This window comes from Enterococcus saccharolyticus subsp. saccharolyticus, assembly GCF_029023825.1.
Taxonomy (GTDB): domain Bacteria; phylum Bacillota; class Bacilli; order Lactobacillales; family Enterococcaceae; genus Enterococcus_F; species Enterococcus_F saccharolyticus.
On sequence record NZ_CP118957.1, the window covers coordinates 1,802,459 to 1,817,622 of the forward strand.

General features: G+C 37.2%; 16 protein-coding genes and 1 pseudogene. 2 read left to right on the plus strand and 15 right to left on the minus strand.

Translation table 11 applies throughout. The features are described from left to right. Window positions 1-2 precede the first annotated feature (2 nt). The 12 genes from PYW32_RS09260 to PYW32_RS09315 form a co-directional block, all read right to left on the minus strand. On the minus strand, window positions 3-905 hold the full coding sequence (locus PYW32_RS09260) for a F0F1 ATP synthase subunit gamma (RefSeq protein ID WP_016174580.1): 903 nt from the start codon (window positions 903-905) through the stop codon (window positions 3-5). Between the two features lie 15 nt (window positions 906-920). Further along, window positions 921-2,483, minus strand: a complete 1,563-nt coding sequence (gene atpA / locus PYW32_RS09265; protein WP_016174579.1) for a F0F1 ATP synthase subunit alpha — start codon at window positions 2,481-2,483, stop codon at window positions 921-923. A 24-nt stretch (window positions 2,484-2,507) separates the two neighbouring features. Further along, a complete protein-coding gene (locus PYW32_RS09270; RefSeq protein WP_016174578.1) occupies window positions 2,508-3,050 on the minus strand; it encodes a F0F1 ATP synthase subunit delta in 543 nt (180 codons plus the stop codon). Next, window positions 3,037-3,567: a F0F1 ATP synthase subunit B gene (atpF, locus tag PYW32_RS09275; RefSeq protein WP_016174577.1), complete on the minus strand. Its 531-nt coding sequence runs from the start codon at window positions 3,565-3,567 to the stop codon at window positions 3,037-3,039. Before atpF ends, PYW32_RS09270 begins: the two co-directional genes overlap by 14 nt. Before the next feature lie 99 nt (window positions 3,568-3,666). Next, a complete protein-coding gene (gene atpE / locus PYW32_RS09280) occupies window positions 3,667-3,876 on the minus strand; it encodes an ATP synthase F0 subunit C (protein ID WP_016174576.1) in 210 nt (69 codons plus the stop codon). A gap of 33 nt (window positions 3,877-3,909) precedes the next feature. After that, the gene (gene atpB / locus PYW32_RS09285; RefSeq protein ID WP_016174575.1) at window positions 3,910-4,629 is read right to left on the minus strand and encodes a F0F1 ATP synthase subunit A; all 720 of its coding nucleotides are present in this window, start codon (window positions 4,627-4,629) and stop codon (window positions 3,910-3,912) included. Between the two features lie 304 nt (window positions 4,630-4,933). After that, window positions 4,934-5,392 carry an SsrA-binding protein SmpB gene (gene smpB / locus PYW32_RS09290; RefSeq protein ID WP_016174574.1) on the minus strand — a complete coding sequence of 153 codons (459 nt, stop codon included), beginning with the start codon at window positions 5,390-5,392 and terminating at the stop codon, window positions 4,934-4,936. Window positions 5,393-5,425: 33 nt separating this feature from the next. After that, complete coding sequence (gene rnr / locus PYW32_RS09295) at window positions 5,426-7,771, minus strand: ribonuclease R (RefSeq protein ID WP_016174573.1); 2,346 nt, start codon at window positions 7,769-7,771, stop codon at window positions 5,426-5,428. Window positions 7,772-7,775: 4 nt separating this feature from the next. After that, the gene (locus PYW32_RS09300) at window positions 7,776-8,525 is read right to left on the minus strand and encodes an alpha/beta hydrolase (RefSeq protein WP_211210773.1); all 750 of its coding nucleotides are present in this window, start codon (window positions 8,523-8,525) and stop codon (window positions 7,776-7,778) included. A gap of 93 nt (window positions 8,526-8,618) precedes the next feature. Continuing rightward, a complete protein-coding gene (gene secG, locus PYW32_RS09305; protein ID WP_016174571.1) occupies window positions 8,619-8,858 on the minus strand; it encodes a preprotein translocase subunit SecG in 240 nt (79 codons plus the stop codon). A 77-nt stretch (window positions 8,859-8,935) separates the two neighbouring features. Beyond that, a complete protein-coding gene (locus PYW32_RS09310; RefSeq protein ID WP_245558522.1) occupies window positions 8,936-9,292 on the minus strand; it encodes a class I SAM-dependent methyltransferase in 357 nt (118 codons plus the stop codon). 18 nt (window positions 9,293-9,310) lie between these two features. Beyond that, window positions 9,311-9,541 carry a methyltransferase domain-containing protein gene (locus PYW32_RS09315; RefSeq protein ID WP_016174569.1) on the minus strand — a complete coding sequence of 77 codons (231 nt, stop codon included), beginning with the start codon at window positions 9,539-9,541 and terminating at the stop codon, window positions 9,311-9,313. Window positions 9,542-9,609: 68 nt separating this feature from the next. On the opposite strand from PYW32_RS09315, the gene PYW32_RS09320 reads away from it, so the two are divergent. Then, window positions 9,610-10,068 (plus strand): GNAT family N-acetyltransferase, encoded by a 459-nt coding sequence (locus tag PYW32_RS09320; protein WP_016174568.1) that lies wholly within the window; start codon window positions 9,610-9,612, stop codon window positions 10,066-10,068. 59 nt (window positions 10,069-10,127) lie between these two features. Here PYW32_RS09320 and PYW32_RS09325 read toward each other — a convergent pair whose 3' ends face one another. Further along, on the minus strand, window positions 10,128-11,108 hold the full coding sequence (locus PYW32_RS09325; protein ID WP_016174567.1) for a choloylglycine hydrolase family protein: 981 nt from the start codon (window positions 11,106-11,108) through the stop codon (window positions 10,128-10,130). A gap of 200 nt (window positions 11,109-11,308) precedes the next feature. Between PYW32_RS09325 and PYW32_RS09330 the strand changes: the two are divergent. Beyond that, a pseudogene (locus PYW32_RS09330) lies at window positions 11,309-12,850 on the plus strand (IS1182 family transposase); the annotation flags it as partial. 139 nt (window positions 12,851-12,989) lie between these two features. On the opposite strand, the gene eno reads toward PYW32_RS09330, so the two are convergent. Continuing rightward, a complete protein-coding gene (gene eno, locus PYW32_RS09335) occupies window positions 12,990-14,291 on the minus strand; it encodes a surface-displayed alpha-enolase (RefSeq protein WP_016174565.1) in 1,302 nt (433 codons plus the stop codon). Window positions 14,292-14,400: 109 nt separating this feature from the next. After that, window positions 14,401-15,156, minus strand: a complete 756-nt coding sequence (tpiA, locus tag PYW32_RS09340) for a triose-phosphate isomerase (RefSeq protein WP_016174564.1) — start codon at window positions 15,154-15,156, stop codon at window positions 14,401-14,403. Window positions 15,157-15,164: the final 8 nt, after the last annotated feature.

Consider the following 15,164-nt stretch of genomic DNA (forward strand, 5'->3'; position numbering starts at 1 on the left):
AATTATTCGAGAGCAGCTGCTCCACCCACAATTTCAGTAATCTCTTGGGTAATTGCCCCTTGACGTGCACGATTATAAGAAATCGTTAAATCATCAATAATATTTCCTGCATTGTCTGTTGCTGTTTTCATTGCTGTCATACCAGCCGCATGTTCAGCAGTTTTTGCATCAACAATGGCACCATAAATCAAACTTTCTGCGTATTGTGGAAGTAATTGATTTAAAATTGCTTCTTTAGAAGGCTCAAAAATGTACTCTTGTTCATACGTAATCGCTTCGTCGGGATCAATTGTTGTAATAGGCAACATTTTTTCCATACGAAATTGACTAGTTAATGAATTGACATGATGGTTATAACAAACATATAGTTCATCAAACACTTCATTTTGGTACATTGAAACCGTCATATTTACAATTTTTCTTACTTCTTCAAAACTTGGTTGATCTGATAAATTACGTAATTCATAAGCAAGAGGAATATCGCGTGCTTTAAAAAACGCTGCACCTGTCGCTCCAATTGAAATCATTACGTATTCATCAGAAGATTTATGGTCTTTTTTTAACATTGTCATCATTTGTTTCAAAATAGAACTATTATATCCACCCACTAATCCACCATCTGAAGTAATAACAATGTAGCCTGTTTTTTTAACTGGTCGACTCACTAACATACTATTAAAGTCTAGTTCTTGTTTCTTTTCTGATTTTTCCATCTCAATTAACTGACTTTTCGTAATATGCGTTACTAATTCACGCACTTTTTTGGCATAAATTTGAAACTGATTGGAGTGCGCTTCTGATTTGGTCAGTTTCGAAGCTGATACCATTTGCATCGCTCTGGTGATTTGACTGGTCTTCTTTGTGGAAGTAATCCGTTGTTTTATTTCATTTAGAGAAGCACCCATTATTCTTCACCTCTTTTACGCTTGCTCCATCGTCGCTAAATGTTCTTTAATAAACTCTTTGTTTTGACTGCTTTTGCCTGCCATAAATAACTCTTGGAATTCTTTAATTGCTTGATTTAAATCAGCTTCTGCTGGTAAATCATGTGTTGTACGAATTGTTTCAAATAAATTTGCATGGTTGGCTTCTAAGTAATCAAACAATTCTGCTTCAAAGTCCAAAATGCTATTTACAGGAACACTATCAATGAATCCACGTGTTAATGCATACAAAATAACTACTTGTTTCTCCACAGGAAGTGGTGAATGAGATTTTTGTTTTAAGATTTCAACTGTACGGCGACCACGATTTAATTTGGCTTGTGTCGCTGCATCTAAGTCTGAACCAAATTGGGTGAAGGCTTCTAATTCACGATAACTCGCTAAGTCTAAGCGCAATGTACCAGCAACTTTTTTCATTGCTTTAATTTGCGCTGAACCACCTACACGTGATACAGATAATCCGGCTGCGACAGCTGGACGAACACCTGAATAGAACAAATCACTTTCTAAGAAAATTTGTCCATCCGTAATAGAAATTACGTTTGTTGGAATATAGGCAGAAATATCTCCTGCTTGTGTTTCAACAAATGGTAACGCAGTCATTGAACCGCCACCTAATTCGTCACTTAATTTTGCTGCACGTTCTAATAAACGAGAATGCAAGTAGAAGACATCCCCTGGATATGCTTCACGACCTGGAGGACGACGTAATAGTAAGGAAAGTTCACGGTAAGCAACGGCTTGTTTTGATAAATCATCAAAAACGATTAGCACGTGTTTCCCGTTGTACATAAATTCTTCTCCAATCGCTGTTCCAGCATAAGGAGCAATATATAACAATGGTGCAGGTTGAGAAGCACCTGCAGAGACAACGATGGTATAATCCATCGCACCGTATCTACGCAGTGTTTCTACTTGCGTACGAACGGTAGAATCTTTTTGTCCAATTGCGACATAAATACAAATCATATCTTGACCTTTTTGGTTGATAATTGTATCAATCGCAATAGATGTTTTCCCAGTTTTTCTATCACCAATAACTAACTCACGTTGTCCACGACCGATTGGAACTAATGCATCAATCGCTTTTAAACCTGTTTGCATTGGTTCAGAAACGGATTTACGATCCATAACACCTGGTGCTTCAGCTTCTACAGGGCGGAATGTATCTGTTTTAATTGGACCATAGCCATCGATTGGTTGTCCCAATGGATTCACTACGCGACCGATTAAAGAATCTCCTACAGGAACTTCCATAATACGTCCTGTTCGTTTTACTGTATCTCCTTCGCGAATGGTTTCAAAATCTCCTAAAATAATGATCCCTACATCATTAGACTCTAAATTTTGTGCCATACCGAAAGCACCATTTGAAAATTCAAGCAACTCGCCGCTCATCGCATTTTCTAGTCCATGCGCACGGGCGATACCATCACCAATGTAAGTAACCGTTCCTACTTCTTCGACGGAAATCTTACTTTGATAATTTTTTATCTGATCTTTAATCAAAGCACTGATTTCTTCTGCTTTAATGGCCATTCGATTCACCTCTTACTGTTTGTATTATTTGCGCAATTCTTTTCGCAAATATTCTAAACGGCTTCTAATACTCCCATCAATGACATGGTGATTCGCTTCAACGATTACACCGCCAAGTATATTGGGGTCAACTTTTTCCGTTAACTCTGCTTTTTGGTAACCTAATTGGTTTGCTACTTTTTGAGTTAGTTTCGCTTTTTGTTCTTTGGTCAGTGGAACCGCAGTCGTCACACTTCCTAAAACAAGGTTGTTCCGATCATTGAATCGTCTCTCGTATTCATCGATAATTAATAGTATGTCGTACATACGATTATATTGATAGATAACTTCTAAAGCATTGCGAACGATTCCATCGAACCCTTTCACAAGATTGTCCATTACGTTACGTTTCTCGTTTAGATCCAATCGAACATCACTTAATAAGTCTCCCAATTGTGGGATGTCTTCAAATATTTGTCGTACTTTCAATAACTCATTGTATACGTCTTCGGCTTGTTGAGATTCGACCGCCAATTCAAATAACGCTTTGCCGTAACGTTTAGCAACGGTGATTTTATCTAGCTTCATCGGTTGTTCCTAATCCATCAATACATTGATCAATCAATGCTTTATGAGATTCAAGAGATAGTTCTTGATTTAAGATTTTCTCGGCAATTTGAAGAGAAATACCGGCAATTTCATCTTTTACAGATGATAACGCAGCTTGACGTTCGTTTGCGATGTCATTATGCGCTTTGTCTCTCATTTGAGTGACTTCTACTTCGGCATCTTTCAAAATTGTTTGGCGGCTTGATTCCCCACTATCTCGTGCATTTTTAATAATCTCGGCAGCTTCTGTTTGCGAATTCGCCAACTGCATTTGGCGTTCTTTTTCCAATTTTGCTGCTTCAATGCGAGATTTTTCTGCTGAATCTAAATCATTCGCAATCTTATCTTCCCGTTTTTTCATGATTGCTGCGATGGAGTCCCATGCAAAAATCTTCAAAAGCACAAGCAAGAGAACAAATGAGCCTGTAACAACAACAAAATTACTGATCATTGTATTATGCACTTCTGCCGATGACAGAACCAAGTGATTTAGCATATACTGTAACTCCTTTACTTGAAATTTTGTTTCTTGTAAATACACTTCATGTGTCACAAAAAAAGCAGAAGATTTATAACTTCTGCTTTAATTGGTGTCTTATAAAACAAGAAGTAAAGCAATAACAATACCCAAGATTGGCACAGCTTCGATAAACGCCATACCTAAAATCATTGTTGAACGTAATTCTTTTGCCATTTCTGGTTGACGAGCCATTGATTCCAATGCTTGTTTAACAACTTGTGAGTTACCATAAGCTGCTCCTAGAGCTGATCCGATAATTGCCATTCCTGCTGCGATAAATTCCATAATATTTCTTCCTCCTAAAATATAAACAATCTATTAGTGTTCCATTTCTATTTTGTGACTTAAAAATACCATTGTTAATGTAACAAAAACATATGCTTGAATCCCTCCAATGAATAAGGAGAATCCAATCCAAGTCATTTCTAATGGGATAGCTAGTGGTAACGCGATCCAACCCAGATTATTTACCATAGAAACAATCAAACTTAAAAGAACTTCACCTGCAAAAATATTTCCGTACAAACGTAATCCTAAACTAATTACATTAGTGAATTCTTCTAACAATTTAATTGGCAAAATGATACTCACGGGCGTTAAAAAGGAATTTTTAATATACCCTTTTAATCCTAGCTTTTTGACTCCTAAGAAGTTAGTTAATACGATAACCATAAAAGCCAAACTTAACGTCACGATTGGATCAGCTGTGGGGCTTTTCCATAAGCTGACTTCATGGTTGGTCACAATTTTAGTAACTAGACCAATTTCATTAGCAATCAAAATAAAGAAAAACAAGGTAAAGGCCAAAAAATGATAGTTGTTAACTTCGTTTTTAGATAATTGATCAGAAGCAATTCCTCTCACAAAGTCAATGACGTATTCAATAAAATTTTGTTTTCCTTTTGGCTTCATCTGTAAATTGCGAGTACAAACAAAGACAATCGAAAATACGATGATGCACGTAAGTAGTGTCATCAAAATAACTGTCCCATCAAACCATACCGGCCCTATCTGAAACAGTAGTGAACGTTCTTCCAATATTCTCACCTCTCTTCCTATAGTCTTCTACGCTATGACATAAACGCTTGTGCATTTTTGTTCATAGTTTACTTAACAATCGGTATCATACCACCGTAGAAGAAAAATTTCAAAGCATTTTCAGCAAAAACTAGACAAAATGCCTTATTTGAAAAACGAATAGAAAATCCACGTTGTTATAAATTTAGTAATGATATACCAACTCATGTTCAAAACCCTTTAACGCTTTCACTTTCGTTTGAGTAAATAGTATCATATTTCTTGTTCAATAGAAATCAAATTTCTAATAAAATGACAAGAAATGTTAGAAGTTTTTAATTACACGTTGCAATTGTCGTTCTTGATCTTTTCGTTTTAAAGTTTCACGTTTATCATAATCTTTTTTCCCTTTAGCTAAGCCAATTAAAACCTTTGCATAACCATCTTTAATGTACACTTTCAAAGGTACGATGGTCATGCCTGTGTTTTTTGTTTCGCCCATTAATTTTGCGATTTGCTTTTTATGCAATAACAATTTGCGTGTACGCAACGGATCATGGTTGAAAATATTTCCTTGCTCATAAGGGCTAATATGCACGTTATAAAGAAAGGCTTCTCCATTGCGAATTCGCACAAATCCATCCTTTAGATTGATACGACTATTACGAATAGATTTGATTTCTGTTCCTTGTAAGACAAGACCCGCTTCAATCGTATCGACAATGGTATAATCATGTCTGGCTTTTTTATTTTGTGCAATCAGTTTTCCTTCACCTTTTGGCATCGTTTTCCCTCCATTTACCTACTTTTGAGTAATTTATTTGCCTTTCTTTTTAGTCACACCTTTATAAAAAGGCGCTTTTTTCCCCTTTTTAGGCTTTCCTTTTGGTCCTTTCCCTTGCTTTTGCTTGGGTTTACGTTCTTTTGGCTTATTTACAGTTTCTTCTTTTGGTTTACGGCGACGTTGGTGACGATTTTGCTCTCGTTGCAAGCTTTCCGTTTCTTCGGCTGCTACTAATTCAAAATCGATTTCTCTGGTTTCAGGATCAGCCTTCACAACCCGAATGCGGACTTTTTGACCAATCTTAAATGTCATACCTGTACGTTCACCTACTAAAGCTAAGTGTGATTCTAAATAATGGAAATAGTCTTGTTTCAACTCATTAATGTGAATGAGCCCTTCAATTGTATTGGGCAACTCAACAAAAATGCCAAATTTCACAACAGAACTAATAATTCCTTCAAATTCTTCATCAATGTGATCTGCCATAAATTCAGCTTTCTTCAACGCATCGACTTCACGTTCGGCATCGACTGCACGACGTTCCATTTGTGAACTATGAACAGCAATATCTGGCAGTTTCTCAGCCCAAATTGCTTGAGTTTCTTCTGAAATATCTTGGGCATAGGAACGAATTAAACGATGCACAATCAAGTCAGGATAACGACGAATAGGCGACGTAAAATGTGTGTAATCTTCAGCTGCTAATCCGTAATGTCCATAGTTATTTTCAGAGTATTTGGCTTGTTGCATACTTCTTAGCAACATCGTATTGATGACCATTGCTTCTGGACGTTCTGCCGTATCCTCAACGATTTGTTGTAAATCTTTTGGTGTAATCGATCCTTTGGTTTGTTTCACGATAATTCCTAATGCAGAAGCAAAATCAAAAAATCGACGAAGCTTCTCTTCTTTCGGATCTTCATGAATACGATAAATAAATGGTAATTTGCGGTCATTGAAATGTCGGGCAATCGTTTCGTTCGCTGCTAACATGAAGGATTCAATCAAACGCTCCCCAATGCCTCGGCTCCGTAAAATAATATCTAATGGATGACCTTCGCCATCAACTAACACTTTTGCTTCATTGTCTTCAAACGATACTGCACCACGACGCGTACGCATTGCTTCTAAAATATGGTGTAAGTCGCCCATCTCTTGAAACATCGGTACTAGTTCTTGATAACGTGCCATTACTTGCGCATCTTGTTCTTCTAAAATTTGATTTACCGCAGTATATGTCATGCGTTCCGTTGTTTGGATGATACTTTGGAAAATTTCGTGTGAGACCACCTGTCCTTGTTGGTCAATTTCCATTTCACAACTCATTGCTAAGCGAGGAACTTTTGGATTTAATGAGCAAATACCATTAGATAAACGTTGTGGTAACATTGGAATCACGCGGTCCGTTAAATACACACTCGTCCCACGTTCAAAGGCTTCTTTATCTAATTGACTATCTTCTGTCACATAATACGAAACATCTGCAATATGCACGCCTAAAAAATAATTGCCATTAGCTAATTTACGCACAGTTACGGCATCATCTAAGTCTTTGGCATCTTCACCATCAATCGTGACAATCATTTGGTCACGTAAATCACGGCGTTCTGGAAAGGCAGTCGGATCAATAGTATCTGGCACAGCATCGGCTTCTGCCAATACTTCATCTGGAAATTTTGTCGGAATGCCATTTGCAATCACGATAGATAAAATATCCATTCCTGGATCATTTTTATGACCGACCACTTGTTTCACCATGCCTTCTAAACTTGTGGCATAGCCTTTTTCAGGATAATGGGTAATTTCAACCACCACAATACTGCCATCAACCGGACGTACTCCTTCTGCTGCGACATAAACTTTTAATTCTTCTAATTTTTTATCTTTGGGTTTTACCACACCGTATAAATCCGTTTCAGCAACTTCTTCATCTGGAAAAGCTGTAAACTCTCCTACGATTTGATGGGCTTGACGTTGGCGAACTTCGACAACTTTACCTTCTGCACCACGTTCACTAAACGGATCTGCTGGTTTAACAATATCAATCGCGACCACATCGCCATCCATCGCATAACCAGTTGCTTCTTTCGGGATAAAAATATCATCTTCTTCTGGGTCAATCGTCACAAAGCCAAACCCTCGGCTATTTGCACGAAAAGTTCCTTCTATCACGATTTGTTGTTGGGGAAGCTTAATCTTCCCTTTTTTATTGAAAACAATTCGTTTTTCTCTCTCCATCATCGCAATCGTTTGTACTAATGCTTTAAAATCTTCACTTTTTTGTAATCCAAGATTTTCAGCAAGTTCTTCCATTGAAAAACTCTGTTTACGACTTTGTTCCATAAAGAGCAAAACTTTTGTTTTTATGGTTTCTTTCATCTATTTATTCCTCATTCCAAGACAAGCTTTCAATAAAAGCTAATACGTCTTTTTCAAATTCTTTTCTTTCTTTATCAACAGTGACGACATGTCCACTTTCAGGGTACCATTGCAATGTCACTTTCGTATGGGGTAATCCTTTTGCTGTTTCAAACACAGTCAACGGATCAATCATTCTGTCTTTTCCTGCCTGCGCCAAAAAGACTGGTTTTTGAATCTTCGTTAGCTGTTGGCTGACAGTTTGTGCAAATGCTTCAATCGCTGTTAACTGTTTCTGTGCATCACGAGCAATTTCAGATAACATCGCTTGTTGTTCTGCTTTGGTGAAGTCAGAATAACTCAAGACTTTTTCTGCATAAAGAACAAAATTCTCTGGCACATGATTTTCTGCTTTAAAAATAGGCGAACAAAAAACACCGCCACCTACAATCGCTTCATCAGCCAAAGTCAACGACCCCATCGCCATAATCCCACCCATTGACAAACCTAATACAGCAATTTCTTGATAGCCTTTCTCTTTTAAAAACTGAATGGCCGCTTGGGTATTTTCAAACCATGTGGTAACTTCCTCTGCTAAAATATCTTTGGGATTCAATGTACCGTGACCAGCAAACATAGGTGAGTACACAGTATAATTCGCATTTTCTAAATATCTACAAAGCATGCGTACATCATTTGGACTGCCTGAATAGGCATGTAGTAACAACACCGCTCTTTTTCCATGCTCTGCAAATAGTTCTTTTGGTAAACTCATTTTCACTTCACAACACCTCTCTGACTCTCATTTTACCATATTAAAAGTAAAAAAAAGAGTTTGAGAAATTATCCGTCCCAAACTCTTTTTTGCTTATCTTGTCGAAGATAGTAAAACTAATACAAATAATAGTATCATCCAAACAGCACCTAAAATTGCTGTTGCTCGTTGCATCACGGCTTCAAAACCGCGTGCTTTTTGTTTACCAAAAAGTTGATCCGCGCCACCAGTAAATGCACTTGCCGCACTATTTTGTTTGCTCGGCTGCATCATGATTGCAATAATTAAAATGAATGAAAGTACAATGACTACTCCTAAAATAAAATTATACACTCTAGGAACCTCCTACCCTGTTTATCGTCTCATATACTGTATCACAAATTTTGTCAATTGACTAGTGGAAGTGGCTTTTACCCCCTTGCTTCTTTCAATGCTCGCATGAGAAACATGGTTGCTGGTTGATTCATAAACAAATGATCGCCTTCGTAAAAAGTATAGCTTTGCTGTATTGTTAAATTTTTTGCAAGAATTTGTTTTAGCTGTTCTTGTTCAAATCCATTATGCACTCGTTCGTGATACACCAACGGATTTTTATCAAAGTCCACAATAATTAATTGCCCATATTCAGCTAACATATCTGCTAAACAGGCTAAAATTTCTTCTGTTTGTGGGACATGCAAGAGTACCAACGAAACTAAGATAGTATCAACTTTAAAGCTTGGTCGTTGTTGTAAGAAATCAGCATTCCACACTGTGGCGTTGGGCAACTGTTGTTGGGTTACTTTTTATTGTGTCACTTTTACCATTTCAGTCGATACATCCACCAACAGCAGTTCCTTGACTTGATGAGCTAACGGCAAACTGATTAACCCTGTCCCACAACCAAAATCAAGCACTCGTTTATCTGATTGGTCGCCCCACTCTTTCTCAATTGCTTGGCGAATCACGTTTGCTAAGGCTTGCTGTTTGGGTGAATCGTATTTGTTTGCTATTTGATCAAAAACATTTTGTGTCATCTTTTTCATCCTTTTTATGATTTACTTGTTTATCAGGTGTATAATACACTCTAAAACGAGGTATCCTTATGTTAACATTGACAGCAATGACAACGGAAGTATTTCAGCATTATTTAAAAAATGCCATCACAGATTATGCATCTGACAAAGTTAAAAATGGGACATGGTCTAAAAACAACGCTCATGAACTAGCCGTTCAATCGTACAATCACTTCTTACCTAACGGAATCGATACACCTAATCATTACTTGTATTCCATTTATTTAAAAGAAACGTTGATTGGCCATACCTGGATTTTCTTTGATTCAACAGAAAAAATGATTTTTATCTATGATATTCATATTTTTGAAAAGTATCAAAATCAAGGATATGGTACATTAGTGATGACCATGCTTGAAGAACAGGCACAACAATTAGGGGCCAAAAAACTTTCTTTACATGTCTTTGGCTATAATCAACGTGCGCTACATGTGTATCAAAAAGTTGGTTATCATAGTACTGATTACAACTTATCAAAAGAACTCTAGACCAACAAAACAGTGAGACTATTGGCAGCCTCACCGTTTCTTTCTTGGTTACAATGCAACTATAATTGAGTAACTGTAAAAGATTTATTTATCTCAAATATTTTTGGTTTTTCTAAATTTGTTAAAACATCTTTTAATTTTATGGAGAAAATTTCTTGTGTTTCATACGGACTAAAAAAATATTCTAAATCAGTTAAACTAAAAGCAACTCGATATTGTGTATATTCTGGCTCATGCGTTTCTTCCAACATGACACCTTTCGGAATAGTAAAATTGTTTAAAAGATGAAAAATAGCATTTAAAGTTTCCTTTCTCGTTGCACCTTTTTCTATAAATTCTTTGAGATAGACCGCTCGAACAAACCGTTCAGGTGATGATAGCCCTCCTGGTAGAGCTGCTGTACCTGAACCGAGTCCATTAAGTTTTACTTGATAACCTAGAAAATTCCTTGACGGATAGTTCGTAGGTGTTAACGACAAATAATTGCTCAAATTTTTTAAATGCCATTCGAGTTCGGGACTGTTTGTCATGACACCTAAAGGATTGTCTTTCACTTCAATCAAACCTCTATTGGTTTCTATCACGACGCATGCGCCCGTTCTATCAGTTACAATGTAATGCAAAGGAACAACTGTAGATAATAACGAAATTTCTGCATGAATGAGATGAATTTGTTCAATTTTAGTTTTCAACTCATCGACACTAGCAACATTACCTAATATCCATAAAATAAATTCGTGTGGTGCCAAATTAATTTTGTCTTTCTCAAGTGCTTCACTATATTTTGCTTCATTCGAAAAATACAATTCCGCTATCGATAAACCGCTTTCATTCATGCCATCAACTAAGATACATTCTTCTGTACATCTGCCAGTACCGATTATCCCAAAACGAGTGCTTTCACTAACGCCTAATTGCGTTTGCCATGTATATCCTTTAGGAATCACAATGGGAACACCATTTAGTTGAAATGCAAAATCCATTGTTCGAGCTAAAAAATTCTCTTGGTTTTCTGCCTGCAACGTAAAACTGGTACACATCTCTATCACCTCTCAACTCATTTTACCATAATTTGCTTAAACGAATATATAAACAAAAAGGGGCTGTGACATAAGTCCCTAACAAAAAAGTGCATGAAATGACGAAAAACTGTTCATTTCATGCGCTTTTTTAGTTAAAATAAAAGAAGCACAGATTGCACCCTGTGCTTCAAACATTTAATCCTGAAAGGACTAAAAATATGCATACCTATTATAACATGGATCAACTCACTTTGGACTTATCAACTTCATTTTCTCCCAAAGAAAATCATGTCGCTGTTTTCATCAACGAATTAGTTGAATCTCTTCAAATCAATGAGCCGTATATTTTTGGACGCCCTAGAGAATATGACCTAGGTGCGATGATGAAGCTGGTTCTGTTTGCCTATACGAGAGAAACCTTCACCAGTCGCAAGATTGAGCGCTTGGCTGAAGAAAATTTATATGCCCGTTGGTTGACCCAAGAACGTGTCCCTTCTTATCGAACGATTGCCCGTTTCTGCGTGTCCAATGATGTGCAGGAACTGACGAATAAAGGATTAACACATCTGACCGAGTATCTTCGCGCGCGCAATCTGATTGATGATGCGTTGTTTATCGATGGCACGAAAATTCTAGCCGATGCCAATAAATATAGCTTTGTCTGGAAGAAAAACACGATCCGTTTTGATCAGATGAATCGTGAAAAACTCCTTTTATTGATGACGGAATTAAAAGAAGCGTATGCAGTAAAAGAGATTCCCGAAGGGACTTCCCTTACACTAGACATGGTAGATGAGCTGTTGACACGAATGGAACTGAGATTGGAAGAAATTGAAAAAGAAGTCCAGTCAACGAAACGAATTTCACCTAATCCTGCAAAAAAACAGCGCAGAACGCTAAAAAGTCAAGTACGCAAATTAACTGTAAAACGAGAGAAGCTGATTGAACACCAAGATCAGTTTTCTATTTATGGTGCCAGAAATAGTTACTCAAAGACCGATCATGACGCTACTTTCATGCGCGTGAAAGAAGATCATATGATGAATGGTCAATTAAAGCCAGCCTACAATTTACAAATCGCTACTTGTAATCAATTTGTTTTAGGATATGATGTTTTTCAAAACCCAACTGACACTAGAACCTTACAACCATTACTTGAAAAAATGAATGTGACTAACCAATCACATCGATATATTGTCGCAGACGCAGGGTATGGCTCTGAAAGTAATTATCGATATCTAGAAGATGAACTCCCTCAACATACCGCGCTTATTCCCTACGGGACTTTTTTAAAAGAGAAAAGTAAAAAGTGGAAAACCGATGAGCAAAAAATAATGAACTGGACTTACAGTGAACAGGAAGATTACTATATCGATCCTAAAGGTGTGCGATTTAATTTTCATGTCTATCGCAAAAGAACCGATAAAGATGGATTTATTCGAGATTTTAAAGAATATCAAGCAGAAAAAATCGATCTAAATCAAGAAGTGATTCCCGCAGCTTTAACACCGAAGGGGTATATTAGAAAAATTACTGTAAACCCTGCTTGGGAATATCATAAAGCCAAACAAAATGAGCTTCTTTCTACCCCTGAAACCGGAAAGGTTTATAGTCGCAGGAAGATCGATGTAGAAACAGTCTTCGGATTTATGAAGGCTTGTTTAGGCTTCACTCGATTCACAGTTCGAGGGTTAGATAATGTAAGAAAGCAATCAGGGTTATTGATTACGGCAATCAATATGATGAAACTGGCAAAAATAAGTAATTAAACCAACCAATTATACTAAAAAAACAAAATGCACGCGAAAATAAAAATATTTTCGCGTGCATTTTGTTTTTATCGAGGACGTAACTAACTAACTTATGTCACAGCCCCTTTTGTTCTATTGACTTGAAAAATTATTTATTTTTTAAGTTGTAGAAAGCTTGTAGTCCTTTGTATTGAGCTACGTCACCTAATTGGTCTTCGATACGTAATAATTGGTTGTATTTCGCAATACGGTCAGTACGTGATAGAGAACCAGTTTTGATTTGGCCAGCATTAGTTGCAACAGCGATATCAGCGATTGTTGAATCTTCTGTTTCACCAGAACGGTGAGATACAACTGCAGTGTAACCAGCTTCTTTAGCCATTTCGATAGCTTCAAAAGTTTCAGTTAAAGTACCAATTTGGTTAACTTTGATTAGGATTGAGTTACCAATACCTTGAGCGATACCTTTAGCTAAGATTTCAGTGTTTGTTACGAATAAATCGTCACCAACTAATTGAACTTTATCGCCTAAGCGTTCAGTTAATAGTTTCCATCCATCCCAGTCATTTTCATCCATACCGTCTTCGATAGTGATGATTGGGTATTTGTTAACTAATTCTTCTAGGTAGTCTACTTGTTCAGCAGCAGTACGTTTCGCTCCGCCTTCACCTTCGAATTTAGCATAGTTGTATACGCCATCTTCGTAGAATTCAGAAGATGCACAGTCAAAACCTAAGAATACATCTTTACCTGGTTCTAAACCAGCAGCTTTAATTGCTTCTAAGATTGTTTCAACACCGTCTTCAGTGCCTTCAAATTTAGGAGCAAAACCACCTTCGTCACCTACAGCTGTTTCTAGGCCACGAGAATGTAAGATTTTAGCTAATGCGTGGAATACTTCTGCACCCCAACGTAAAGCTTCTTTGAATGTTGGTGCACCAACTGGTAAGATCATGAACTCTTGGAATGCAATCGGAGCATCTGAGTGAGATCCACCATTGATGATGTTCATCATTGGAGTTGGTAAAACTTTTGTGTTAAATCCGCCTAAGTAGTGGTATAAAGGCACTTCTAGGTAGTCAGCAGCAGCGCGAGCTACAGCAATAGAAACACCCAGAATAGCGTTCGCACCTAATTTACCTTTGTTAGGAGTTCCATCTAATTCGATCATAGCTTTATCGATAGCCATTTGATCGCGAACATCGTAACCGATGATTGCTTCAGCAATAACGTTATTTACGTTATCCACAGCTTTAGATACCCCTTTACCTAAATAACGGTCTTTGTCGCCATCACGTAATTCAACCGCTTCGTGTTCACCAGTTGAAGCTCCTGAAGGAACCATACCGCGTCCAAACGCACCTGATTCAGTATAAACTTCTACTTCGATTGTTGGGTTACCACGTGAGTCTAAGACTTCGCGAGCGTAAACATCAGTAATAATTGACATGTTTTGTCTCTCCTTTGAGTTTGTTTTATCGTAAGGGAACTCCCTTGTGATACTTCTATTTTAATGAATTTTGGTTAATACTGCAAATAAAATTCGAAATAAAAATGAATTATTTCACAGCATCTAATAAAGCTAAGAATGAATCAGTTTGTAAGCTTGCGCCACCTACTAAAGCACCATCAACGTTTTCTTTTGCCATGTATTCAGCGATGTTTTCTGGTTTAACAGAACCACCATATTGAATACGAACTTTTGCAGCTACTTCGCCACCATAAAGTTTTTCAACTGTTTGACGTACAACGCCACAAATATCATCTGCGATTGTTGCATCAGCAGATTTACCAGTACCGATTGCCCAGATTGGTTCATAAGCAATAACTAAGTTGCTTACTTGTTCATCTGTTAAATCAGCTAAACCAGCAGTGATTTGTCCTTCGATCCATTCAGCAGTTTTTTCTGCTTCATATGTTTCTAAAGATTCACCACAACATAAAATTGGTGTCATACCATTTGCAAAAATAGCTTTTGCTTTTTTGTTGATTTCTTCGTCTGTTTCATGGAAGTATTCGCGGCGTTCTGAGTGACCAATGATAACATAGTCTACACCTAAATCTGCTAATGCAGCTGGTGAAGTTTCACCTGTGAATGCTCCTGAATTTTCCCAGTAACAGTTTTGCGCAGCGATTTTTAAATCAGTTCCTTTAGCAGCATCTACTAATGTTTCTAAAAATAGTGCTGGAGAACCAATCACTGAATCTACTTTGTCGTTGCCAGGGATATTGTTTTTTACAGCTTCTGCAAAAGCTTTTGCTTCTGACGCTGTTAAGTTCATTTTCCAGTTACCTGCGATAATCGGTTTACGCATTTATATGA